This is a genomic window from Levilactobacillus sp. LN180102, from assembly GCF_050106635.1.
Classification (GTDB): domain Bacteria; phylum Bacillota; class Bacilli; order Lactobacillales; family Lactobacillaceae; genus Levilactobacillus; species Levilactobacillus brevis.
In genome coordinates, this window is sequence record NZ_JBNIIX010000012.1 from 1 (window position 1) to 23,599 (window position 23,599).

At 46.8% G+C, this 23,599-nt stretch carries 24 protein-coding genes and 1 other RNA gene; 18 read left to right on the forward strand and 7 right to left on the reverse strand.

Going from position 1 to position 23,599, the window contains the following annotated elements:
* The first annotated feature begins 482 nt into the window (after positions 1–482).
* Positions 483–3,095 (forward strand): bifunctional lysylphosphatidylglycerol flippase/synthetase MprF, encoded by a 2,613-nt coding sequence (gene mprF / locus ACP4IT_RS08215; protein ID WP_024855143.1) that lies wholly within the window; start codon positions 483–485, stop codon positions 3,093–3,095.
* Positions 3,096–3,159: 64 nt separating this feature from the next.
* On the opposite strand, the gene ACP4IT_RS08220 is transcribed toward mprF, so the two are convergent.
* Positions 3,160–3,738: a TIGR00730 family Rossman fold protein gene (locus ACP4IT_RS08220; protein WP_024855142.1), complete on the reverse strand. Its 579-nt coding sequence runs from the start codon at positions 3,736–3,738 to the stop codon at positions 3,160–3,162.
* 202 nt (positions 3,739–3,940) lie between these two features.
* Between ACP4IT_RS08220 and ACP4IT_RS08225 the strand changes: the two genes are divergently transcribed.
* Positions 3,941–4,855: a 3-hydroxyacyl-CoA dehydrogenase gene (locus tag ACP4IT_RS08225; protein ID WP_011667364.1), complete on the forward strand. Its 915-nt coding sequence runs from the start codon at positions 3,941–3,943 to the stop codon at positions 4,853–4,855.
* Between the two features lie 118 nt (positions 4,856–4,973).
* Here the strand turns inward: ACP4IT_RS08225 and nrdF are convergent, their stop codons facing one another.
* The 3 genes from nrdF to nrdH all read right to left on the reverse strand — a co-directional run bounded on the left by nrdF (position 4,974) and on the right by nrdH (position 8,505).
* Positions 4,974–5,969 carry a class 1b ribonucleoside-diphosphate reductase subunit beta gene (gene nrdF, locus ACP4IT_RS08230; protein WP_011667365.1) on the reverse strand — a complete coding sequence of 332 codons (996 nt, stop codon included), beginning with the start codon at positions 5,967–5,969 and terminating at the stop codon, positions 4,974–4,976.
* A gap of 34 nt (positions 5,970–6,003) precedes the next feature.
* Positions 6,004–8,169 carry a class 1b ribonucleoside-diphosphate reductase subunit alpha gene (gene nrdE / locus ACP4IT_RS08235; protein ID WP_011667366.1) on the reverse strand — a complete coding sequence of 722 codons (2,166 nt, stop codon included), beginning with the start codon at positions 8,167–8,169 and terminating at the stop codon, positions 6,004–6,006.
* Between the two features lie 108 nt (positions 8,170–8,277).
* Positions 8,278–8,505 (reverse strand): glutaredoxin-like protein NrdH, encoded by a 228-nt coding sequence (gene nrdH / locus ACP4IT_RS08240; RefSeq protein WP_011667367.1) that lies wholly within the window; start codon positions 8,503–8,505, stop codon positions 8,278–8,280.
* 203 nt (positions 8,506–8,708) lie between these two features.
* Here nrdH and ACP4IT_RS08245 point away from each other — a divergent pair, with 203 nt between their 5' ends.
* From ACP4IT_RS08245 to tsaD, 16 genes are all read left to right on the forward strand, one after another.
* Positions 8,709–9,320: a class I SAM-dependent methyltransferase gene (locus tag ACP4IT_RS08245; RefSeq protein WP_011667368.1), complete on the forward strand. Its 612-nt coding sequence runs from the start codon at positions 8,709–8,711 to the stop codon at positions 9,318–9,320.
* Between the two features lie 16 nt (positions 9,321–9,336).
* Positions 9,337–9,888, forward strand: coding sequence for a tRNA adenosine(34) deaminase TadA (tadA, locus tag ACP4IT_RS08250; RefSeq protein ID WP_087612702.1), 552 nt, complete (start codon positions 9,337–9,339; stop codon positions 9,886–9,888).
* Positions 9,889–9,910: 22 nt separating this feature from the next.
* Positions 9,911–9,997, forward strand: an RNA gene (ffs, locus tag ACP4IT_RS08255) — signal recognition particle sRNA small type.
* Between the two features lie 167 nt (positions 9,998–10,164).
* The gene (gene dnaX, locus ACP4IT_RS08260; protein ID WP_015473407.1) at positions 10,165–11,895 is read left to right on the forward strand and encodes a DNA polymerase III subunit gamma/tau; all 1,731 of its coding nucleotides are present in this window, start codon (positions 10,165–10,167) and stop codon (positions 11,893–11,895) included.
* 18 nt (positions 11,896–11,913) lie between these two features.
* Entirely contained in the window at positions 11,914–12,234 is a 321-nt protein-coding gene (locus ACP4IT_RS08265; RefSeq protein ID WP_015473408.1) for a YbaB/EbfC family nucleoid-associated protein, read from the forward strand.
* A 21-nt stretch (positions 12,235–12,255) separates the two neighbouring features.
* On the forward strand, positions 12,256–12,855 hold the full coding sequence (gene recR / locus ACP4IT_RS08270) for a recombination mediator RecR (protein WP_015473409.1): 600 nt from the start codon (positions 12,256–12,258) through the stop codon (positions 12,853–12,855).
* 17 nt (positions 12,856–12,872) lie between these two features.
* Positions 12,873–13,124: a YaaL family protein gene (locus tag ACP4IT_RS08275; protein ID WP_011667373.1), complete on the forward strand. Its 252-nt coding sequence runs from the start codon at positions 12,873–12,875 to the stop codon at positions 13,122–13,124.
* 197 nt (positions 13,125–13,321) lie between these two features.
* On the forward strand, positions 13,322–13,966 hold the full coding sequence (tmk, locus tag ACP4IT_RS08280; protein ID WP_024855140.1) for a dTMP kinase: 645 nt from the start codon (positions 13,322–13,324) through the stop codon (positions 13,964–13,966).
* 26 nt (positions 13,967–13,992) lie between these two features.
* The gene (locus ACP4IT_RS08285; protein WP_011667375.1) at positions 13,993–14,322 is read left to right on the forward strand and encodes a cyclic-di-AMP receptor; all 330 of its coding nucleotides are present in this window, start codon (positions 13,993–13,995) and stop codon (positions 14,320–14,322) included.
* A 9-nt stretch (positions 14,323–14,331) separates the two neighbouring features.
* Entirely contained in the window at positions 14,332–15,345 is a 1,014-nt protein-coding gene (gene holB / locus ACP4IT_RS08290; RefSeq protein WP_011667376.1) for a DNA polymerase III subunit delta', read from the forward strand.
* Between the two features lie 24 nt (positions 15,346–15,369).
* Entirely contained in the window at positions 15,370–15,708 is a 339-nt protein-coding gene (locus ACP4IT_RS08295; RefSeq protein ID WP_024525629.1) for a DNA replication initiation control protein YabA, read from the forward strand.
* Between the two features lie 11 nt (positions 15,709–15,719).
* Positions 15,720–16,601: a 16S rRNA (cytidine(1402)-2'-O)-methyltransferase gene (gene rsmI, locus ACP4IT_RS08300; protein WP_024855139.1), complete on the forward strand. Its 882-nt coding sequence runs from the start codon at positions 15,720–15,722 to the stop codon at positions 16,599–16,601.
* Between the two features lie 5 nt (positions 16,602–16,606).
* Positions 16,607–17,347 (forward strand): acyl-[acyl-carrier-protein] thioesterase, encoded by a 741-nt coding sequence (locus ACP4IT_RS08305; RefSeq protein ID WP_011667379.1) that lies wholly within the window; start codon positions 16,607–16,609, stop codon positions 17,345–17,347.
* Positions 17,348–17,525: 178 nt separating this feature from the next.
* Positions 17,526–18,248, forward strand: coding sequence for a tRNA (adenosine(37)-N6)-threonylcarbamoyltransferase complex dimerization subunit type 1 TsaB (gene tsaB / locus ACP4IT_RS08310; protein WP_011667380.1), 723 nt, complete (start codon positions 17,526–17,528; stop codon positions 18,246–18,248).
* Entirely contained in the window at positions 18,232–18,840 is a 609-nt protein-coding gene (rimI, locus tag ACP4IT_RS08315) for a ribosomal protein S18-alanine N-acetyltransferase (RefSeq protein ID WP_426855507.1), read from the forward strand. The genes tsaB and rimI overlap by 17 nt, the downstream gene beginning before the upstream one ends.
* Before the next feature lie 34 nt (positions 18,841–18,874).
* Positions 18,875–19,924 carry a tRNA (adenosine(37)-N6)-threonylcarbamoyltransferase complex transferase subunit TsaD gene (gene tsaD, locus ACP4IT_RS08320; protein WP_015473415.1) on the forward strand — a complete coding sequence of 350 codons (1,050 nt, stop codon included), beginning with the start codon at positions 18,875–18,877 and terminating at the stop codon, positions 19,922–19,924.
* A gap of 80 nt (positions 19,925–20,004) precedes the next feature.
* Here the strand turns inward: tsaD and ACP4IT_RS08325 are convergent, their stop codons facing one another.
* From ACP4IT_RS08325 to ACP4IT_RS08335, 3 genes are all read right to left on the reverse strand, one after another.
* Positions 20,005–21,183: a CynX/NimT family MFS transporter gene (locus tag ACP4IT_RS08325; RefSeq protein ID WP_011667383.1), complete on the reverse strand. Its 1,179-nt coding sequence runs from the start codon at positions 21,181–21,183 to the stop codon at positions 20,005–20,007.
* A 57-nt stretch (positions 21,184–21,240) separates the two neighbouring features.
* Positions 21,241–21,537, reverse strand: a complete 297-nt coding sequence (locus tag ACP4IT_RS08330; RefSeq protein WP_011667384.1) for an ArsR/SmtB family transcription factor — start codon at positions 21,535–21,537, stop codon at positions 21,241–21,243.
* 108 nt (positions 21,538–21,645) lie between these two features.
* The gene (locus tag ACP4IT_RS08335; RefSeq protein ID WP_011667385.1) at positions 21,646–23,598 is read right to left on the reverse strand and encodes an ABC-F family ATP-binding cassette domain-containing protein; all 1,953 of its coding nucleotides are present in this window, start codon (positions 23,596–23,598) and stop codon (positions 21,646–21,648) included.
* Between the last annotated feature and the right edge of the window lies 1 nt (position 23,599).

A 23,599-nucleotide genomic window follows, 5' to 3' on the forward strand; every position in this document is an offset into this window, starting at 1 on the left:
TCACTCGCTTTCAATTGGTTTTCGTCGACTTGATTGTAGCACAGGGCAGTATGCCCTTTTTAGTTTGTTTTACAAAAAAGGCGTCGATGGATTTTATCCATCAACACCAAATATCATAGAGCCGAAATAATGAACTGCTATCTTCGGGTAGCGGTTTTTTTGTACAATTTTTTATTTAAGTTTTGAAAAAAAGCAAAAAGGATTACCAAAAATGTAGCGATGTTAGGCAATATTAGAAACGTAACGGTGTGTTGGGTGAAGAGTCTGCGCCGCTTCGTGGCGATAATCAGTCGTTATTAATTAAGCAGAAGCAATTGAATTGAGTGTGGTTCCCTTTAAGCGTCCCATGCGGACTCAAGCTAAGTAGCTGGGTCCGTATTTTTGTGTCCAGATTTAAAAAAAGTTAACTGCTATAATGGTGAGCCATGATTGTCTTTTACCGCAGAACTTGCGATAATAGAAAGGAGTAAGGGGGAACCAATATGGGGCGAAAATTATGGGGACGGATTCAGAAACATTTGCCATTAATTAAAGCAATTTTTATCTTTTCAATTTTAATCTTTGTGATTCAGACGGTTGGTCGGATTGCCCACGAGGTGAACGGCCAACAGCTGCAATCGGAGTTGGCAACATTGGATACCGGCACGATCTTGCTGTTGATCGCTGGTGGTTTCTTGGCGGTGACACCGATGTTGATCTATGATTTCACGATTGTCGAATTTTTGCCAGGAAAATTTTCTTGGGGGTATATTGTTCGCAGTGGGTGGACCACCAATACATTTACTAATCTGGCTGGAATGGGGGGCTTGTTGGGTGCTAGTCTGCGGGCCAATTTTTACGCGCGGTCGGCAACTAAAAAGCAAGTGGTTTATGCGATCTCTAAGATTGCCTTGTTCCTGTTAGCGGGGCTATCATTGGCCTGTTGGGTGGCGTTAATCTTACTGTTTGGTTTTGACATTGGTCAGCCTTACCGGGGCTATTGGATTTGGTTATTAGGTGGCGGTCTGTATTTTCCGGGCATCTTTCTTTTTACACGCATTAGCGATAGTGAGTTTTTTGCGGATTTGACATTGAAGCGAGAATTAAAGCTGATTCTAGGGTCTAGTCTGGAGTGGGCCAGCTGTGCGGGCTTCTTCCTAGTCATTGGCTGGGCGTTGGGATTACCGATTTCCTTAGCGGCCGTTTTTCCGATGTTTGTGGTGGCGTCAGTCGCTGGGGTTGTCTCGATGATTCCTGGTGGACTGGGATCATTCGATGTTTTTATGATTATTGGTCTAGGATTTTTAGGGGTGAGTCGCGCCGATGCGACTGGCTGGTTACTCTTGTATCGGTTATTCTATTACTTATTGCCATTTTTAGTGGGGGTCGGTTTCTTCATTCATGATACCGGCCGCCGATTAAATCGGTTCTTAGATGGTCTCCCAGTGGCGGCCTTGCGTCGTGGTGCCCACTGGCTCGTGACAACCTTTATGTATTTTTCCGGGGTGATGATGTTATTATTTGCCACAATTCCGGATGTTGTCTTGGCCAATCGGTTTTATCTGCGATTTGTGCCGTACATGTTTTATTTTTTGAGTCAGGTGACTAATATTGTGATGGCCTTCTTACTAATTGGGCTAGCGCGAGGGGTCGGTGCTCACGTCAAACGCGCTTTCTGGCCGACACTGGTGGTCCTCGTTGTGGCGATTGGGATGACCTTATGGCGGGAGAACTTCCCAGTAGGACTAGCTCTTTTACTTGGCTTAGTTTTGATTTGCTTATTAGTTGCGCGACCGGAACTGTATCGAACTAGTTTTCATTATTCGTGGGGTGGGTTACTCATTGATGGCAGCATTTACGTGGGCACCTTTTTGATGTACACGCTGCTGGGTCTATCGACCTTGCAAGGTCCGCACCATCGGCCCTGGTTCCCCAGTGCCTGGCTGTTACCATCAACGCAGGTTTGGCTGAATGGTTTGGGTGGCTTGTTAGTGGCATTATTGATCATGGTAGGCGTTTACCGGTACTTAGCGTGGACGCAGCCACAGTGGTTACATCTAAAGTATGATGCGCCGCGGATGCGAGCAATTATTGCGCGCTTTGGTGGTAATGAGGTCAGTCACTTGGCCTTCCTACGGGACAAACAGGCCTATTTCTATCAAGAAGATGGCGCGGATCAGCTGTTTTTACTGTTCCGCCAAAAAGCTGATAAGCTACTGGTCATGGGTGAGCCAATCGGTAATCAAGCAAAACTAGAGCCAGCGTTACAGGCGTTTATGAGAGACGCTAATCTGGCTGGGCTACGGCCAGTCTTCTATGAAATTAGTGAAACATTAACGTTGCGATTGCATGAAATGGGTTTTGATTTCATTAAGATCGGGGAGGAAGGCCACGTTGCATTATCGACGTTTAGTTTAGCGGGTAAAGCTCATCGAGGCGAACGGGCCCTGATGAATAAGTTTGACCGGGAAGGCTATCAATTTGAATTATTGCAGCCACCGTTACGAGCGCATCAGGTTAATGAGCTCCGGCGAATTTCAGACGCCTGGTTACGGGGCGAAACGGAAAAGGGTTTTTCGATGGGGTTCTTCGATGCCGCTTATTTAGATGAAGCACCGGTAGCGGTAATGCGTAACAAGGCAGGCGACATAGTGGCCTTTGCCAACTTAATGCCTACGGGCGATCAACGGATGACCTCGATTGATTTAATGCGCGCTAGTCCGCAGGCACCGTCTGGCATCATGGATGGTCTGTTTATCTACCTATTCGATTACAGCCGGCAACAAGGCTATGAAAACTTCAATTTGGGAATGGCTCCCTTAGCCAATGTTGGGGTCTCGTCATTTAGCTTCATTGAGGAACGAGCGGCGCATTTAATTTATGAATATGGCTCTAATTTCTATAGTTTTCAGGGACTGCGAGCCTATAAAGCCAAATATGTGACAGATTGGCAACCGAAGTATTTAGCTTATCGGCGCCGCCAGTCGTTGATTTTTAGTATGCTACAGCTGATGCTTGTCATCAACCGACCAGGATCAACGGTAGCGGTTGGGCCTAAGTGGTTAAATGGCTGGTTTGCTAATGCGACTCGGTGGTCAAGTCGAGAAAATGAGTAAAGCGACTACAAAAGGATTCCCGTTCAGAGGTGCTGAACAGGAATTCTTTTGCGTAGCTTAATTCTTAATTCGTATATTTGTAAGGCAGTTGATGTTTAAAAGTGGCAAACCCGTTAAAGATACCGTCAATGGTTGTTGCGTTGATGAATAGATTCATATTTTCTTGTGGGGCAAAGCCAGCGTCGCAAGATTTTTGCATCATGGCAACTAGGTCATCAAAGTAGTGGTCAATATTGAATAAGGCAATTGGCTTTTGATGAACATTGATTTGACTCCACGAGAGCATGGTGGTGAATTCTTCAAATGTTCCAAAGCCACCCGGTAAGACGATGAAGGCATCGGATTGGCGAAGCATTTCATCCTTACGTTCATCCATTGTGGCCGTCTCGATAAACGTCGTGACATCGTCTTTAGCCAAGCCCAGTTCGCGTAAGAAGGTGGGAATAATACCGATGACCTGACCACCAGCGGCCATCGTTGATGTAGCAATCGCGCCCATCAGGCCCTCTTTACCACCACCATAAACGACGGGATGGTCATGATGAGCTAGATAAGTGCCTAAGGCATTGGTTTGTTCTAAAAATTGTGGGTCGTAACCGTGATTAGATCCACAGAAAACACAGACATTTTTAATGGTTGGCATACTGGATTCCTCCAAAATTTGATTAAGTTTAGTATACCGCAAAAAGGCATTGCTAGACTTGTCAATGGCGAGCAAGCAGACTCATTTTGCCCCCATTAGTTTGCTAAACTTAACTAGTGATACGCCTCAGTGGTTCTTTTAGACGGGTGGGCTTATGCTGAATTCGTAATCGTTAGAAATGACTTTTAAGGAGGACATGATGATGACTATGAAGAAGATTGTTGTCGCTGGCGGGGGAACTCTCGGGAGCCAAATTGCTTATCAAACGGCTTTCAGTGGCTTTGATGTGACGCTATATGATATTAACGATGGGGCAATTAGCGCTGCTAAGAGCCGAATGGCTACCTGGGATCAAGCATATGCGCATGAGGTACACGCTACGCCTGAACAGATTCAGGCGACTAATGCGCGGCTAACTTATGAAACAGACTTGGGTGTGGCCGTAACAGATGCTGATTTGGTAATTGAGGCTATTCCAGAAGTCGTTGATATTAAAAATAAATTTTATAGCCAGTTGGCGAAAGTTGCACCGACCAAAACTATTTTTGCAACAAATACATCAACTTTGTTACCAAGTCAGTTTGCAGCGATTACCCAACGTCCAGAGAAATTCTTAGCCCTACACTTTGCTAACCACATTTGGGCCAATAATACAGCTGAGATTATGGGGCACCCAACAACGGATCCGGTGGTTTATGACACAGTCGTAGATTTTGCGCATGCGATTGGCATGATTACAATTGAACTGCATAAGGAACAATCCGGATACGTGCTGAACAGTCTATTGATTCCGTGGGTTGATGCGGCATTGATTCTGTGGGTTAAAGGGATTGCCGATGTGGAAACCATTGATAAGACTTGGATGTTAGCCGGTGGTTCACCAATTGGGCCTTTCGGTATTTTGGATGAAGTTGGCTTACGCACGGCCTATAACATTATGTTAGCGGCTAGCCAGCAACCAGGAAAGGAAGACTTGGTTACAGTCGTACAAAAACTTAAGGTCGATATGTTGGACCAAAATAAATTGGGGCAAGAAAGTGGCCAAGGTTTCTATCATTATCCGGACCCGGCTTTCCGCCAGCCAGAATTTTTAACGAATAGCGTGACCTCAGTATAACGAGAGCACAGAGATACTACACGCACCGGTTAACGTGAAATAAGCGAATTTGTAATTAAAGATAAAATCCCCCGCCAATACAGCCATAATGGGTGTATCAGCGGGGGATTTTGTTAGCTTATTTACTTGGATCTTGCGGATCAGCTGGTTCACCAATCGTATAGTCATCACTGCTCATGGCTTCAACGTTACCCAGTAGGTAGCCATTCCCGACTTGAGAGAAGAAGTCGTGGTTGGCTGTGGATGTGGAGATCCCATTCATTACGACGGGATCGACATCTTCTGCGGTATCTGGGAAGAGGGGATCTTGGCCCAAGTTCATGAGGGCCTTATTCGCATTGTAGCGGATAAAGGTCAGAACCTTTTCCGTCCAGCCAATTTGATCGTAAAGTGTATGGGTGTATTTCTCTTCATTATCGTAAAGCTGATAAAGAAAATCATACATCCAGTCTTTCATTTGTTGTTGCTCAGCATCTGTTAATTCTTTCATTCCCAACTGGAATTTATAACCGATGTAGGTGCCATGGACGGATTCGTCCCGGAGAATTAACTTGATGATTTCAGCCACGTTGTTCAGTTTGTTGTGGCCAAGATAGTACAGAGGTGTGAAAAAGCCTGAGTAAAACAAGAAGGTTTCCAAGAAGACGCTGGAGATTTTTTTCTTTAGCGGGTGTTCGTCATCGTGATAAAGATCATAGATCCGCTTGGTTTTGTTTTGTAAAAATTCCTCAGAGTCACTCCATTGGAAGATCTCGTCGATTTCATCCGGCGTGTTGAGGGTGGAAAAGATCGTTGAATAACTTTTAGCATGAACGGATTCCATGAATTGAATGTTATTCAACACGGCAGTTTCATGAGGGGTCCGAATATCCCGTCGTAAGGCTGCCATACCGTCTTGGGACTGCAAGGTATCCAATAACGTGAGACCACCAAAGACATGGCCAACGACCCATTGGTGATCCGTATCTAGTGTGCGCCAATCATCTAAGTCGTTAGACACCGGAATTCGTGTATCTAGCCAAAACTGTTCTGTTAATTTTTCCCAAGTTGCTTTATCAATCTCGTCAGAAACTGCGTTCCAGTTAATGGCGTTATAATTTTCAATTCGTGCCATGGATGACCACTCCTTTTTAATCGTCTAATGGTGCTTAGATAACGCAGCTCTCACATTGGTTAGCGCCGACTTCACCGTTATTATCGGTAAAGGTCCGCACGTAGTAGAGTGACTTAATGCCCTTGCGAAAAGCATAGTTGCGCAGAATGCTAAGGTCACGGGTTGTCATCTTATCAGTCCGACCATCTTTCCATTCGTAGAGACCGACTGGAATGGTTGAACGCATGAACAGCGTCAAACTCATGCCTTGATCCACGTGCTTTTGCGCGGCCGCGTAAACATCAATTACTCGTCGCATATCGGTATCATAGGCTGATTTGTAATAAGGCATCGTGTCGTTGCTGAGATAAGGGGCTGGATAATAGATTTTACCAATCTTCTTTTCCTGGCGTTCTTCGATCCGATTGATGATCGGGTGTAAGCTAGCCGTGGTGTCATTGATGTAAGAGATAGACCCATTCGGGGCAACGGCCATCCGGTTCTGATGGTACAGACCATCTTGCATAACGGCTGTCTTCAGTTCGGCCCAATCCTCTGGTGCGGGTAACCAAACGTTGGCAAATAATTCTTGAACCTTGGCTGACGTTGGCCGCCAATCAGTTTCTGTGTAGCGGTCAAAGTAACGACCATCAGCGTAGGCACTCTTGTCAAAGTTATGGAAGGTTTCGTGTCGTTCTTTAGCAATTTCGTTAGACGCTTTTAACGTCCAGTAGTTCAATAACATGAAGTAGACACTGGTAAAGGCGATACTGTCTTTAGATCCATACATCATGTGATTTTTAGCAAAGTAACTGTGTAAGCCCATAGCACCTAACCCGATGGTATGACCTAACTGATTACCCTTTTGAATAGAAGGGACGACATCGATATCTGAATGATCGGTGACATAGGTTAAGGCCCGTACCATGGTTTCCACGGAGTGACCGAAGTCAGGAGAAGACATCAAGTTAACGATATTGGTTGAGCCCAAGTTGCAGGAAATATCGGTCCCTAGCTTGACGTATTCTTGTTTATTGTTGACGGTTGACGGCGTTTGAACCTGCATGATTTCGGAACAGAGATTGCTCATAACGATCCGACCATCAATTGGGTTTTCTCGGTTAGCCGTATCAATGTTAACAATGTACGGGTAGCCAGACTCTTGTTGTAGCTTACCAATGTCGGTCTCAAGGTCACGTGCTTTCATCTTCTTTTTATGGATATCGGGATTGGCAACCAGATTGTCATATTCGGCCGTGATGTCTACGTATGAGAAGGGCTTCCCGTAAATGCGTTCAACGTCGTATGGGCTAAATAAGTACATATCAGCATCAGCCGCACAGAGTTCGTAGAATTTATCGGGAACGGTGATACCGAGGGATAACGTTTTTAAGCGGATTTTTTCATCAGCGTTTTCTTTCTTCGCACTCAAAAAGGCCACAATATCTGGATGGAAGACGCTTAAGTAGACGACACCAGCCCCTTGCCGTTGACCTAATTGATTGGAGTAAGAGAAGCTGTCTTCTAGTAACTTCATTACCGGAACCACACCGGAGGCGGCGCCTTCAATGTGTTTGATGGGGTCGCCGGCACCACGTAAGTTGGACAGGCTAATCCCAACACCACCACCGATTCTGGATAGTTGTAGAGCGGAGTTGATGGTCCGCCCAATGGTGTTCATATCATCGGTTGACTGAATCAAAAAACAAGAGACCAACTCACCCCGGCGAGACCGACCGGCATTTAAGAAGCTGGGTGTTGCTGGTTGATAACGTTGATGGATGATTTCATCAGCTAAATCATGGGCTAACCGTTGATCACCGCCACCAAAATCTAAGGCGTTCATTGCTACGCGGTCAATGAAATTTTCTAGATAAAATTCATTATCGTCCGTCTTTAGGGCGTACTGGGCGTAAAATTTGTAAGCAGCCATGAAGGACTTAAAGTGGAAATCCTGGGCCTTGAGGTAATCATATAAGTCTTCAATAAAGCTGAAAGGATAAGCCGTTACGACGGCTTCTTCGATGTAGTTTTCGGCAATGAGAAAGTCAAAACGTTCCTTGAGGGAAGCAAAAGTTTTCGTATTGGGGATCACGTTTTCCTTCAAGAAGGCTTGGAGCGCTTCTTGATCCTTGTTTAGCGGAATCTGACCATCTACCGGGATGTTGATTTCATTATTCAGGTCATAGTAAGTGACATCGGGTAAGTGCTTTAAACTCATACAATCAACTCTTCCTTCTCTTAAAAATAGCGGTAAAAATCAAATAAAAATGACGCCACCGTGAACAAACACGACGTCGCCAAGACGGGTTTGTGCCGAGCTAATGTGTTAGCCCGCGATTTGCGTTAACTGGTCTGGGCGAAACCCATAAAAAGCTGGTACACCAGGTGCTTCGACCACTGGGACCGCTTGGAACCCTTTGTCTTTCAAATAAGAAACGTATTCGGGATGTTGATTAATATTCCGTTCTTCAAACTCCACATTGTGTTCGCTAAGGAAACGCTTTGTCATCTTACATTGCATACAATTGTTCTTTGAGTAAATTGTTACTTTCATGGTGAGCCACATCCTCTAAAAATTCATTTATTAATGAGTTCAGTGTACACCAGATATCAAAAAATTCAATCAAAAAAGACACCATATTTGGTAGTTGAAACATACAATAACTACCAAATATGGTGTCTGAACGACTAATCTTTTTTTATTGGCCTCTGCGCACTAACTACGGTAAAATAAAGAGTAAAAGGTGGCGGAGAAATTTGACTAATCACTATTATACACAAAATCCAGATGTTTTACACGAAGAACAGCATTGGCCGTTTACCCTCTTAGGTAACGAATTGTTGTTTACCACCGACAACGGGGTGTTTTCTAAAAATCGGGTGGATTATGGGTCACGGGTTTTATTAGAGGCGTTTAACGCGGCCAAAACACCAGCAGGGTCGTGGTTGGACTTGGGGACCGGGTATGGTCCAATTGGCTTGGCGTTAGCAAAGCGATGGCCAGATCGGCAGGTTACAATGGTGGATGTTAATGAATTGGCATTAGAGCTGGCCCGAAAAAACGCAACTGCGAATCAGATTGAAAACGTTGAAATTAAGACCTCAGATATTTATGACCAAGTCACACAACGTTATGCGGCTATCTTAACGAACCCACCGGTCCGGGCGGGTAAGCAAGTGGTAACGGCTATGCTAACCGGGGCTGCCGATCATCTGCTACCCGGTGGGACTTTGACGGTGGTCTTGCAGAAGAAGCAGGGGGCGCCATCGGCGGAAAAGACCATGCAATCTACTTTTGGCAATTGTACCATTATCAAAAAAGACAAGGGTTACTACATCTTGGAAAGTACGAAGGACGCGTTAGTTTAGAAAGAAGGATACCTGAGTGCGGGAACAAACTTATACGGTGCAGCAGCGTCACTACATGGAAGAAGCACTCTTTGAAGCTGAGCAGGCCGCAGTGATTGGAGAAGTGCCAATTGGGGCGGTTATTGTCCATAACGGTCAAATCATTGGGCGCGGTCATAATCTGCGCGAGCACGGGCATGATGCAACATTGCATGCCGAGATTCGGGCAATTGAAGAAGCATGTGCGACGTTGCAAAGCTGGCGTTTGAACGATTGTCAGCTATACGTTACGATTGAGCCGTGTTTGATGTGTAGTGGGGCCATCATTAATGCGCGAATACCCGAAGTGTTTTATGGCGCTCGTGATCCTAAGGCCGGCGCCGTTGATAGTCTGTATGCTACGCTGACAGACTCACGATTGAATCATACCGTGGCGGTTCATGAGGGACTGTTAGCTAAAGATGCTGGTGAGCGAATGGTGGCGTTCTTTAAAGCAGCCCGTCGCCGACAAAAGGCGGCTAAGAAGGCGAGAAAAGCCGCTCAAGTTAGCGCCCCTGATAAGCTGCTAGACAGCACTAAGAAATCATGATATAGTAGTACTTGCCGTTAAGGCCTTGGAGCAAGGGTGGGCTTACGAATCGTGTCAGGTCCGGAAGGAAGCAGCACTAAGTTTGTTTCGCTTTGTGCTTCAAGTTTATGAGCTAATTCCAACTCCTAGTCATTGACTGGGAGTTTTTTCATGTCTAAAATTATCGGATTAATTTCTACTAAATTCTGATGACTGAGTCGTGACAGCGACCGACTAAAAAGGCTATAATTGAACAGTAATTTTTAATCAGTAATTAATGAGAAGGGGACGACTGGCATGGCTTATCAAGCACTTTACCGGGTGTGGCGCCCGCAACAGTTTAAAGATATGATCGGGCAAGAAGTGGTCACACGTACGCTAAAAAATGCCATTACCACTAAACAAATTAGTCATGCCTACCTGTTTGCCGGCCCTCGAGGAACGGGGAAAACGTCGGCAGCGAAGATTTTTGCTAAGGCGATTAACTGTCATCATCAAACGGATGGTGAGCCGTGTAATGAATGTGACACCTGTCAGGCGATTACCAATGGCACCCTGAATGATGTGATTGAAATCGATGCGGCTTCCAATAATGGGGTCGAAGAAATTCGTGATATTCGCGATAAGGTTAAATACGCGCCAACCGTTGCGGATTATAAAGTCTATATCATCGATGAAGTGCATATGTTGTCAACTGGGGCCTTCAATGCGTTACTGAAAACATTAGAGGAACCACCGGCTAACGTGATTTTTATTTTAGCCACGACGGAACCGCATAAGATTCCCGCAACCATTATTTCGCGAACCCAACGCTTTGATTTTAAACGGATTGCGGCCAGCGATAGTTATAGTCGAATGACTTACATCTTGGATCAAAAGGGTGTGACGTATGACGAACAGGCGCTTAAGGTCATTGCTAAGGCGGCCGAAGGGGGCATGCGGGATGCATTGAGCATTTTGGATCAAGCCCTGTCGTTTGGTGATAATGAGATCACTTTGGATAATGCCTTGCTGGTGACGGGAAGTGTGACCCATGAATTGCTGGCGACTTACATGCAACAGGTCGTAGCGGGTGACACGAAAGCGGCCTTGGCGACTTTACAATCGGTCTTAGAGGCGGGCAAGGATGCAGAGCGCTTCAGCGAGGACGTGATTGGTTACGCGCGTGACCTGTTGCTGTATCAACAAGCGCCCCAGATGGTGGAAGAAGCCGAGATGGGGAGTGTCAGTGAAGACTTCCAGACATTGGCCCAGCAAACACCGGCTTCGGCGATGTATGCCATGATTAATGAATTGAATGCGATTCAACAACAGATGCGCTACACGACCCATCCGGATGTGTATTTGGAAATCTTGACTATCAAGTTGGCCGAAATTGGTCGACAAAAGACTGCGTCAACGACAGCACCAACCGGAACAGCTACGGCAACAGAGCAGCCAGCCGCTAACGCTAGCGAACTGGCCAACTTGCAACGTGAAGTTGAACAATTACGGACGACGGTTAAGCATCTGGAACAGACACCGGCAACGCCTAAGGCTACAGCAAAACCGCGGACAACCAAGCAGGTACCGGTTAAAGAGGTCAACTTAGCGAAGATTTATCCAGTTTTGGGGGCGGCTACCCGGGATAAGTTGAATCAATTGCAAGAGGTTTGGCCGGATATTCTAAATAGTCTATCAACCTCGCAACGGGCAGTGATGAAGGTCTCTCAACCGGTTGCGGCGGCGGATTCAGGTGTCATTGTGGCGTTTGATTATTCTTTCTTGTACCAACGAGCGACGTCAGATCAAGAACTGACAGACGCACTAGAAAATGGGATGGATCGGATGATTGGGACCGCTTTGCCTGTGGTGTTTGTTCCGAAAGAAGAATGGCCGACAATTCGGAAGAATTATTTGACGGCGCATAAGGATGAGTTGCAAAATACGAATCATGAACCGGCTGAAAGTCAGGCACCACAACCGAATCCGGTTGTGGCAAAAGCAGAAGAATTGTTTGGTAGCGTCGTTGACGTGAAAGCAGATTAATAAATGAAAGGATGATTAATGATGCGGAACATGGGAAATATGGGAAATATGATGAAACAAATGCGGCAAATGCAAAAGAAAATGGAAGAGGATCAAGCCAATTTAAATGCGCAGTCCTTTACCGGCGTATCACCAGATAGCATGGTACAAGCGACCTTTACGGGTGAACGGAAGATGACGGATTTAACGATCAAGCCAGAAGCGATTGATCCCGATGATCCTGATATGCTGGCCGATTTGGTCTTAGCGGCCGTTAATGATGCATTAGGGCAAGTTGACGATGCGACAAAACAATCATTAGGGAAGTACACACAAGGGATGAATATTCCAGGAATGTAAGCAAGAAAGGACGTTTGCGGCATGCAGTATCCAGAACCCATTGCCCAGTTGATTGATGGGTACATGAAATTGCCAGGAATTGGACAGAAGTCGGCGACACGCTTGGCTTTCTTTACGATTGATATGGCTGAAGATGATGTGACGGCTTTTTCTAAGGCGTTGATTGCCGCCAAACGGGATCTTCATTTTTGCTCAATCTGTGGCAACATCACGGAGGATGATCCGTGTTCAATTTGTGCAGATAAGACGCGCGACCAAACCCATGTACTGGTGGTTGAACAGCCTAAAGACATCATGGTGATGGAAAAGATGAAAGAATATCATGGCTTATACCATGTGCTACATGGGGTCATGTCGCCAATTGAAGGCAAGGGCCCTGAGGATTTGAATATTGCGAGCCTAATTAATCGACTCCAACAAAACCCTAATATTAAAGAAGTCATTATTGCGACGAACGCGACACCAGAAGGGGAAGCAACGGCAATGTACTTGTCTCGGCTGATTAAGCCGGCGGGGATTAAAGTGACGCGCTTAGCCCATGGCTTGTCAGTCGGCAGCGATATTGAATACGCCGATGAAATGACCTTATTTAAGGCCGTTGAAGGGCGGACAGAGATGTAGGTCAGGAGGCTAGGCAAATGTTTGGTAGAAAAAAACGACAGTTACCCCGTTTAAAGGCAGCATATGATGACCAGCTGTTGACGGCTATTGATCGCGCTAAAGATCGTTGGGACCACGCGAAGCAAACAGAAGAAGCCATTGCGGACGCGGATAATCAGGTAACCGCTAATACAGCCTTGACCCGGCAAACGTATCTCTTTTTATATCGAGAAGCCCGTCGGCGTCAGGTTAAAGGACGGCATATTTCGGCGGCTGTTTTTCGAGATTAATTGGTATTGAGACTTGAGAGGATTATTCTCAAGCCTTTTTTGCGTGTCAGTAACTGATGGTGCTAGTTAGGTTCCAGTAAGTAAATTTCGGTTAGGTTATCCTCAGCGGATTCTCTGAGAAATCCGGCAATGCAAATAGACATCATTTCTGAATTCAAGTACAATATACCTATCAATAAAAAATGGGGTCGAGTCGATTGTCAGGAACATTTATTAGTTTTGAAGGTCCAGATGGTGCTGGTAAAACCAGTGCATTACAAGCTATTACCACGCAAATCAAACCGGTATTAGGCGATCAACTGGTGATTACCAGAGAACCGGGTGGCAATCCGATTTCTGAAAGTATCCGGGCCATTATTTTGGATCGGGCCAATACGGCAATGGATTATCGAACAGAGGCGCTATTGTATGCGGCAGCTCGGCGGCAGCATTTGGCACAGACCATTTTACCGGCCTTGGCTGCGGATAAGTTGGTGCTGTGTGATCGGTATGTCGACAGCTCAGTCGCCTATCAAGGTGCTGGTCGACAAATCGGTGAGGACGCTGTTGCTCAAATGAATACTTTTGCAACAGATGGACTGCTGCCCGCCTTGACGGTGTATTTTGATGTTCCTGCTGAAATTGGGTTACGCCGGATTCAAGCTCACCGTGATCCCCAAAAGGTCGATCGCTTAGATGTTGAACAGGCGGCCTTCCATGACCGTGTGCGGGCTGCCTATTTACGGTTACAGGCCGCGCATCCCGACCGTATCAAGCTAATTGATGCCACACAGAAGCGTGAAGCGGTTGTGACCACGGCATTAACCTTAATTAAGCAGGCGGCACAAAATTATTTTGACTAAGTAGCGGTATGAGGGAGGAAACGAGTATGAAGTTATTAATTGCCATCGTCCAAGATAAGGACGCAAATCGCTTAAGTAATGAATTTATCGATCATGATATTCGGGCAACTCGGTTGTCAACGACGGGTGGGTTCTTAAAGTCGGGAAATACAACCTACATGATTGGATTGGAAGATGAACGGGTCGATGAAGTCTTAGAAATGATCAAGACAGCTAGTCACACGCGGCAACAGTTCATGACACCACCAGTTAATTTGGATGCGCAATTGGATAGCACATCGGCTTATCCCGTTGAAGTTCAGGTTGGTGGTGCAACGGTCTTTGTACTACCAGTCGATCAGTTTCACCAATTCTAGGAGGCTACGATGACTGAAGAATCTGTGGTAGCGGTGGCCCAACGATTGCAGCCACAGTTAGTCACCCATCTCATGACTTTGATTAAAACCAAACGTTTGGCGCACGCCTACCTATTTAATGGTGCTGATGGAACCGGACGCCAGCAGGTCGCACAGACGGTGGCGATGCGGTTATTCTGCCAAAATGTAACGGATAATCTGCCCTGTGGTCAGTGTTCGGAGTGTCGACGGATTTTAGCCGGTGATCATCCCGATGTGGTTAGTGTTGTTCCCGATGGGCAACGAATTAAGGTGGATCAAGTTCGCTATTTAAAAGCGGAGTTTACGAAAAGTGCGGTTGAGGGTAATCAAAAGATCTTTATCGTGGATCAAGTTGAACGGATGACGACGGGGGCTGCCAATAGTCTGCTCAAATTTATTGAGGAACCCGTTGGGAATACCGTGGCGTTACTGCTAACGGCTAATAAAAATTTGATTTTGCCAACGATTCTGTCGCGAACACAGATCGTTGATTTTTTGCGAGTAGCGCCGCAAGCGTTGTTAACGGCCTTAGCTGATGCAGGGATAACCCCTAGTCAACGTTACTTATTGACGACCCTGACTGAAAGTGTCACAGCGGCGCAAGACTTAGTGGTCGATGATTGGCTAAAGGATGCGCAGCAAGCGGTTGGTCAGTGGTTTAGCGCATGTTGTACGGGTGATGAACGGGCCTTTGTGCGGGTCCAAACGGAATTGGTGCCGCTAGCACTTAACCGCGATCGTCAAGGTGTGTTGTTAGATATGGTGGTTCAAGCTTGGCACGACGCACTTCGGCAGCAAAATGCAACGCTTGAGGCGGCGTCATTGGCGTTTCCTAAGGTGGCACAGGCCAGTCAACAGGTCGCCCAACGGCTTTCAATTGATCAATTGGTCCGCGTGATGACATTAACCTTAGCAACACGGGGCCAATTGGCCGGTAATTTGAATTTTCAAGCAATTTTAGAAGCCTTGACGCTGGAAATACTGACGATCACGGCACGTTAGGTTAGATATGAAGGGGTGGCAATGTTGGATAAACAGGAAATTTATGATCAATTTAAAAATCTGGAAGGCCAGCTACACGCCATGCTCGCCCAGTTCGCTGACCTCCAGGGTGAAATGACGCAGGCACTGGAGCAAAATGCCGAATTAGAAATTGAAAATCAGCATCTCCGAGAACTTGTGCGAGAACTTCAACGAACGTTGCCGGAGGACCCGGAAACGCCGCAGGGATTGTCTAAATCGCGGCAGATCTTAGAAAAACTGTATGAGGAAGGCTTTCACGTCTGCCGTGAGTTTTACGGAACTCGGCGTAAACAAGACGAAGAGTGCGCCTTTTGTTTAGAGGTTATTTATCGCGATCAATAGGAGGCGTCAACGTGGAACAGCAACGCAGTTTTCAAACTGAAACGGGGGGACACTTGTATCTGGTCCCCACGCCAATTGGTAATTTAGATGACATGACTTTTCGAGCGGTCAAAACGTTAACGGCGGTCGATTTAATCGCGGCAGAGGATACGCGTAACACGCAGAAATTATTAAATCATTTTGAAATTACCACTAAGCAAATCAGTTTTCATGAACATAATACACAAGAACGAATTCCGCAATTGATTGCGAAGTTAAAACAAGGCATGCAGATTGCTCAGGTGAGTGATGCGGGCATGCCGTCGATTTCAGATCCCGGCCATGAATTGGTTAATGCTTGTATTGACGCTCATATTCCAGTGGTGCCATTACCCGGAGCAAATGCTGGGTTAACAGCGTTAATCGCATCAGGATTAGCACCACAACCCTTTTACTTTTATGGTTTCTTAGATCGTAAGCCTAAGGATCAAAAAGCGGAGATCGCCGGCCTTGCCCAACGACCGGAAACGTTGATTTTTTATGAAGCGCCCCATCGCTTGAAAAAGACGCTTCAAAATTTGGCGGCTGGCTTTGGCGATGAGCGACCAGCCGTGCTTTGTCGGGAACTGACGAAGCGCTACGAAGAGTTTTTACGCGGCTCATTAGCTGAATTAGCAAACTGGGCGGCTACGGATACCGTTCGTGGTGAGTTTGTCGTATTGGTTGGTGGCAATCCGGCCCCAACGACGGCGGCCACGACGGCGGTTGATTTAAGCGAACCAATCGATGTACAAGTTGATCGATTAATTGCGGCGGGTGAGAAGCCCAATGATGCGATTAAAGAAGTCGCCAAATTACGTGGCGCGAAGAAACAAGAAATTTATCGACAATATCATCATTTAGACGAGGAGTGACCTAGGTGGCCGCAAATGAATTTTCCGAAACACACCGGGTCGTTTACTATGAAGCAGACGATACCGGCCAATTAACCTTAGCGATGCTAATCAATTTATTTGTGTTGGTATCAGAAGACCAAAATGATGCTTTAGGATTGAGTACGGCCTTTGTTCAAAGTCATGGTGTTGGTTGGGTCGTTACCCAATACCACCTCCACATTGATGAATTGCCACGAACGGGTGCCCAAGTAACGATTAAGACGCGGGCAACGGCCTATAACCGTTACTTTGCGTACCGGGAATACTGGTTATTAGATGACGCTGGTCAAGTGTTGGCCTATGGCGAAGGTATCTGGGTGACAATGAGTTATGCAACACGCAAGATTACCACCATCCCCGCCGAAGTCATGGCACCTTACCACAGTGAAGAGCAAACGCGTCTACCACGGTTGCCACGACCTGATCACTTTGACGAGGCCGTGAATCAAACGCTCAAACCTTATACCGTTCGTTACTTTGATATTGATGGTAACGGGCACGTGAATAATGCCCATTACTTTGACTGGATGTTAGATGTTTTGCCAGCAACTTTTTTGCGGGCGCATCATCCGACTGATGTAAAGATCCGATTTGAAAATGAGGTTCAGTATGGGCATCAAGTTACCAGCGAATTGTCTCAAGCAGCGGCCTTAACAACGCAGCATATGATCAAAGTGGGCGACCTTACAGCGGTTAAAGCGACGATTCAATGGGATAACCGCTAACTTTTGGTTAATTTCAGGCAGGGTTACTGTGGTTCTTAGCAGTTTGTGGTAGTATAGTAAACTGATAAAAGCAGTGAATGGACGTAATTGCCGCGGAAGTATCACTAGCGGTGGGCAATTGGGGACAGCTCGAGTGCCCCATTTTGGTAAAGCACAGTGAAGGGGAACACAAGATATTATGAAGATTTTAGCAATTGATACGTCGAATCGACCGCTGAGCGTTGCGGTATTGGACGATACGACCGTTCTTGCGGCTATTACGGTGACGGTTCATCAGAAACATGCAGAATATCTGTTGCCGGAAATTGAACGACTTTTAGCCATGGCGGCTCTAAAACCAGGTGATTTAGATCGGGTGGTAGTGGCTGCTGGTCCGGGGTCGTACACCGGCATTCGGATTGCGGTGACAACCGCCAAGACTTTGGCAGCAACTTTGGATCTAGACTTAGTGGCCGTATCCAGCTTAGCGACGTTAGCTGCTAATGTGCCGGTTGAGGGTGCGTTGGTGGCTCCCATTTTTGACGCGCGGAATCAAAACGTCTTTGCCGGGTTATACCGGATTAAAGCGGGCATGCCGGTACCAGTGATTGCCGATGCGCACGTCAATATCACAACATTTTTGACGGCAGTGACGGAGTATGCGGAACCCGTTTGGTTTTTGGGCGATGCGGCTCACTTTGACGACCTGATTAATACCACCGTCTCTGCGGCGACACCAGTCGTGAGTCCGTGGATGAATTTGCCACAAGCTGCCACGATCGGTCTGTTGGGCCAGCAGCTCAGTCCGGTGACTGACGTTGATCGGTTCGTGCCAAACTATTTACGTTTAACGCAAGCAGAAGCCGAATGGCGAGCTAAGAACCCTAATGAGGATACTGAATCGTATGTTGAAAAAATTTAAAGTCTGGTATAAAAATGTATTTGGGAGTCGTCGTGAACTCGTCCGTGAAGAAGCCATGGATGTGAAAAATCATCGGGTCGAAATACGCGATACCACGTATTTTGTTGCCAAGGCGTTGTTTACAGATATCCCAGAAATGATTGATATTGAACGCGCTGTTTATGCTGGGAAGGCGCCCTGGGATGCCACGGCGTTTGCCAACGAATTGCGGCGGGAAAAAGACCGATTGTATTTGGTTATTCGCAAGAATGATCGGTTATTAGCCTTCATTGGCAGCACGTTTGATGAACGGACGCGAGACGCGCATATTACGAATATTGCTGTCTTGCCTGATTATCAAAGTCGGGGACTGGGTCGCTTTTTAATGGGGATTATGATTAAAAAGGCTCGGCACTTAAATTACAAGACCGTTAGCTTGGAAGTTCGGGTATCCAATAAAAATGCGCAAAAATTTTATCGTGATTTGGACTTCGAACAAACCGGTATTAAACGGGGGTATTACTTCGGTGACCACGAAGATGCCGCCGATATGGTTTTGTATTTAAAAGATAACGAAGCTGATGCAACGGTAGCAACCGAAAAGGACGAGTAGGCACTTGGCCACTCGTCTTTTTGCGAGAAAATAAATGGGAGTGAGTCCAACGGAAAAGCGAAATTTGATTTTAGCATTCGAATCAAGTTGTGATGAAACAAGTGTGGCAGTGATTGAAGACGGTCATCGGATTTTATCCAATATTGTGGCTACGCAGATCAAGAGCCATCAGCGTTTTGGTGGTGTCGTGCCAGAAGTTGCCAGTCGTCACCATATTGAAGAAATTACCTTGTGCATTGAAGACGCGCTTGCCGAAGCTCAGGTTGGTTATGATGATCTGACTGCAGTGGCCGTTACTTATGGACCAGGATTGGTAGGGGCGTTATTGATTGGTGTAACAGCGGCTAAGACCGTTGCGTTTGCCCACAATCTACCGTTGATTCCGGTGAATCACATGGCGGGTCACATTTATGCTGCCCGCTACGTTGAACCAATTGAATTTCCAGCTATGGCGTTGTTGGTATCTGGCGGGCATACGGAATTGGTTTACATGCCGGCAGAAAATCAATTTGAAATTATTGGTGAAACGCGCGACGATGCCGCCGGGGAGGCTTATGATAAAGTGGGTCGAGTGATGGGCGTTAATTATCCGGCTGGTAAGACGGTGGATGACTGGGCGCACCAAGGCCACGATACCTTTAAATTTCCCCGAGCAATGGAAAAAGACGATAACTTCGATTTCAGTTTCAGCGGATTGAAGAGTGCTTTTATTAACACCACCCATCATGCCGACCAGATTGGCGAAACGCTTAATAAGCAAGACTTGGCGGCTAGTTTCCAGCAGGCTGTGGTCGACGTGTTAGCCGAGAAAACCCAACGGGCATTGGCCGATTATCCAGTTAAACAATTGATTCTGGCTGGTGGCGTTGCTGCCAACCGTGGGTTACGGGAACGACTAGCAGCTGATCTAGCCAGCAACCCCACAACGCATTTGGTCAAGGCACCCTTGAAGTTGTGTGGAGATAATGCAGCGATGATCGGTGCGTTTGCCTACGTAGCCTATCAACATGGCGTTTTGGCGGATACGAGCTTGAACGCCGATCCTAGCTTGGAGTTTGATTGGGTAGCTGATCCAGTTAAATAGTTGATGGTCATTTGATTGATTGAAAATAAATCGCGATAAATATAAAAGAGTGAGCCGGCCTAGCCAGTTCACTCTTTTTGTTAATCATAAATCGTGTCCCGCCGATAAACGAGAATACCGGCCAAAGTTAAGAGAATCGAAAACCCAATGGCGAGCCACAAAACCAGTGACCAACTGAGCTGGCCTAACCACCCGAATAAGACGGGACCCGCTGCAGCTAGGAGGTAGCCAGCAGACTGAGCCATACCGGAGAGGTCTGCTGTTTCAAAGCCATTAGTCGTTTGTTGCGTGAAGAAGATTACGGCGAGATTGAAAGCGGCGCCGGAGCCAAAGCCCAACAGTAAGCATAATAGCACGGCAACACTAAAGGAGAAATGGGGAAGCAAGATGCCTGCCGTTCCCCCAATGAAGCCAACGCCGACTGTCCCAATCATAGCGGCAGTTCCGCGATGAGAGTTTGACAGGGTGGGGACTAAGTAGGCGAGTGGCAAGCCGGCTAGTTGCATCACCGTGACCAAGTTTCCTGCCGCAATGGTTGAAAATCCCCGGGTACTAAGAATGGTGGGTAACCAAGTGAGCAAAGAGTAATAGACCAAAGCCTGTAACCCAAAGAAGGCGGTGACAATCCAGGCGCGAGGGGTGCGCCAAACGCTGGGATGGGTATCGGGGGTATGATGTGCCGTTATCACGGGTGCTGGGTGATTGAATTTTAGATTGGGTAACCAGACGACTAAGTTCACAAGACCGATTGCGGATAACACGGCAATGGTTAATGAAAGTGGCCAGTGTGCAGCCAGGACCCCGGAAAGTCCGGTGCCCAACGATCCAATCAATAACATCGATAGCGTGTATTCACTGGTTGCTACGTTAATTTTAGTGGGGAAATTATCCTTAATGACGGCTGGAATGAGGACGTTACCGCCATCAACACCGATCCCGACCAGAAAGGTTCCCAGTAATAGACTGGCTACGGTGGGGATGACCCGTAAGTAACTGCCCACCGCCAGTAAGATCAGCATGACATAAATGGTCCATTCATTACCAAAGCGGCGCCCCCAGCGCGCAATCAATGGTGACATGACAGCGAACGTTAGGAGGGGAATGGTGGTGATAAGCCCAGCTAATGAACTGGGCAGACCAATCGTTTGCTGGAGACTGTGCATGAGCCCAGGCATCATGGTGATGGGGAGCCGCATATTGGTCGCCACTAACATCATCCCTAAGGTGAGGTAGCGACTGTGTTCGTGTGGTGTGTTCATGATATCAACTTCACTTTCTCTCTTATTTCGATGATTATCGAACAATGAAGGCAAAAACTACAGGGTTGCAAGGAACCCTGGTAAGACGCGATCGAACGTTGATTGACGTAACGATAGATACTTGGTCTGTGCGACCTGACGGGTATTGGTTAAACCGACTAACCGCAATGCTTTGAAATGATAAGACACGGTTGACTTGCTAATATTCAACTGACCCCCAATCTCACTGCAAGTCAATTCACGTTGGGCCTGATAGAGCACCCGAATGATCCGTAAGCGGTTTGGTTCAGCCAATGCTTTAAAGATGGCGGCTCGTTCATCGTCAGTGACCAATGAGGCTGTTTCGATATTCATAGAACTAAGTATACCTATTTTAGTGAGATTCGCAAGATGAGCCAGCAAAGAAACGCAATTTAAAAAAGCCACCCCAGGGGAGTGGCTAGAGAGACTAAGTGATAGACATTAGTCAGCAAAATTTTCTAACGCGAGACTCTTTTCAGTCCAGTCGTCTTCAGTTTGAGCGAGCGTGGTGGTAACAGTCGTGAGTTGGGCCTGTAAATCAGCCAATTTAGCGACGTCGTTAAAGTTCTCGGGAGCGCTCATGGCAGTTTCGATTTGTGACTTTTCAGTTTCTAATTGCGCGAGTTGTTCTTCTAAGGCGTCAACTTGACGTGAGAGTTTGCGTTTGGCTTTTTGCTGTTCTTTTTGTTGTTGATAATCAACCTGCGTTTTCTTAGGGGCAATTGTTGTTGGGTGGGCGGCTTCCGCCTCAGCCGCTTCCTTCTCGGCATACGCTGTTTGCTCCGCCTTTTTAGAAACGTAGTAGTCATAGTTGCCCAGATAACGGGTCGTTCCCTTTGGACCGAGTTCAACGACTTGCGTGGCGACTTGATTGATGAAATAACGGTCATGGGAAACAAATAGAATCGTGCCATCAAATTCGTTCAGAGCGTTTTCTAAGACTTCGCGGCTGTCGATGTCCAAGTGGTTAGTCGGTTCGTCGAGCATTAGGAAATTATCGTGACGAAGTGCTAACTTGGTCAATAGCAGGCGTGCCCGTTCGCCCCCACTGAGACTATGAACGCTTTTATCAACATCACTACCGGTAAAGAGAAAGCTACCCAAAATTGAACGAATATCGCCTTCGCGGGTCGTGGGATGATCATCCCAAAGTTCGTGGAGCACCGTTTTTTTCTCGTGCAGGGTGGCTTGGTCCTGGTCATAGTAACCAGTGTCCACACCAGTCCCAAAGATAATCTGTCCTTGAATGGCGGGGAGACGTCCCAAAATGGTTTTGAGAAGCGTTGATTTTCCAATGCCGTTAGGCCCCACAATGGCGACCGCTTGGTGCTTTTTGATGTCTAAGTTAACGGGGGCACAGAGGATCTGTTGGTCGTAGCCCACTGCACCGTTCACAACATCTAAGACGACGTTACCACTCTGACGGTGTGGCTGAAATTGGAAACGGGCGACCTTTTCGTCACCCTCGGGCTTGTCAATTCGGTCCATCTTTTCCAATTGTTTCCGTCGCGCTTGAGCCCGCTTAGTCGTGGACGCTCGGACAATGTTTTTGTTAACAAAGTCCTCGAGTTTAGAAATTTCGGTCTGTTGTTTATCGTACTCTTTCCATTCCTGGCGTAAGCGCTCAGCTTTAGCAGTGATGTAATGGGAATAGTTGCCGGGGTAGTGAACCAAGCCACCATGGGCCATATCGTAGACGTCGTTGACAACGTGATCGAGAAAGTACCGGTCATGGGAGACAACCAAAATGGCACCTGAGTAGCCCTGAAGGTAACTTTCTAACCAAGTCAAGGTTTCTACGTCCAGGTGGTTGGTCGGTTCATCTAAAATGAGCAAGTCGGGTCGTTCAAGCAAGAGTTTGGCTAGGGCTAATTGGGTACGCTGCCCACCGGAGAGTTCATTAATGGGTTTGTCATAGTAAGCTTCACCAAACTCAAATCCATATAAAACGCCGCGAATCTCAGCTTGATAGCCGTAACCATTATGGTCACTGAAGTCCTGTTGTAATTGATCATAGGCCGCGCTGATTTGTTGGAACTGTTCCGTATCGGCGATCACCGTCGGATCACTCATTTGCTGTTCAAGGTCGTGAATGCGATTTTCCATGGCGCGAACTTCAGCGAAGACACTAAGCATCTCATTCCAAACAGTCTCACTGGAAGCCAGACCGGCATTTTGGGCTTGATAACCAATCGTCAATCCACGCTTAGTGGTAATTTGGCCTTCATCAGGCGTTGTTTCACCAGCAATCATTTTAAGCAGCGTTGATTTGCCGGCACCGTTACGGCCAACTAAGGCCACGCGCCCGTGTTCGGGGACATCTAAACTAACATTTTCAAAGAGGACACTGGCGCCAAAGCGGCGAGTGACCTGCTGTACTTGTAAGAGAATCACA

Coding starts and splice junctions, on each gene's coding strand:
- tsaD (WP_015473415.1), top strand. CDS start 18,875: ATGGGAGTGAGTCCAACGGAAAAGCGAAATTTGATTTTAGCATTCGAA.
- mprF (WP_024855143.1), top strand. CDS start 483: ATGGGGCGAAAATTATGGGGACGGATTCAGAAACATTTGCCATTAATT.
- nrdF (WP_011667365.1), bottom strand. CDS start 5,969: ATGGCACGAATTGAAAATTATAACGCCATTAACTGGAACGCAGTTTCT.
- ACP4IT_RS08325 (WP_011667383.1), bottom strand. CDS start 21,183: ATGAACACACCACACGAACACAGTCGCTACCTCACCTTAGGGATGATG.
- nrdH (WP_011667367.1), bottom strand. CDS start 8,505: ATGAAAGTAACAATTTACTCAAAGAACAATTGTATGCAATGTAAGATG.
- holB (WP_011667376.1), top strand. CDS start 14,332: ATGACTGAAGAATCTGTGGTAGCGGTGGCCCAACGATTGCAGCCACAG.
- ACP4IT_RS08330 (WP_011667384.1), bottom strand. CDS start 21,537: ATGAATATCGAAACAGCCTCATTGGTCACTGACGATGAACGAGCCGCC.
- dnaX (WP_015473407.1), top strand. CDS start 10,165: ATGGCTTATCAAGCACTTTACCGGGTGTGGCGCCCGCAACAGTTTAAA.
- rimI (WP_426855507.1), top strand. CDS start 18,232: ATGTTGAAAAAATTTAAAGTCTGGTATAAAAATGTATTTGGGAGTCGT.
- ACP4IT_RS08265 (WP_015473408.1), top strand. CDS start 11,914: ATGATGCGGAACATGGGAAATATGGGAAATATGATGAAACAAATGCGG.
- tsaB (WP_011667380.1), top strand. CDS start 17,526: ATGAAGATTTTAGCAATTGATACGTCGAATCGACCGCTGAGCGTTGCG.
- ACP4IT_RS08285 (WP_011667375.1), top strand. CDS start 13,993: ATGAAGTTATTAATTGCCATCGTCCAAGATAAGGACGCAAATCGCTTA.
- recR (WP_015473409.1), top strand. CDS start 12,256: ATGCAGTATCCAGAACCCATTGCCCAGTTGATTGATGGGTACATGAAA.
- ACP4IT_RS08220 (WP_024855142.1), bottom strand. CDS start 3,738: ATGCCAACCATTAAAAATGTCTGTGTTTTCTGTGGATCTAATCACGGT.
- ACP4IT_RS08225 (WP_011667364.1), top strand. CDS start 3,941: ATGACTATGAAGAAGATTGTTGTCGCTGGCGGGGGAACTCTCGGGAGC.
- nrdE (WP_011667366.1), bottom strand. CDS start 8,169: ATGAGTTTAAAGCACTTACCCGATGTCACTTACTATGACCTGAATAAT.
- ACP4IT_RS08275 (WP_011667373.1), top strand. CDS start 12,873: ATGTTTGGTAGAAAAAAACGACAGTTACCCCGTTTAAAGGCAGCATAT.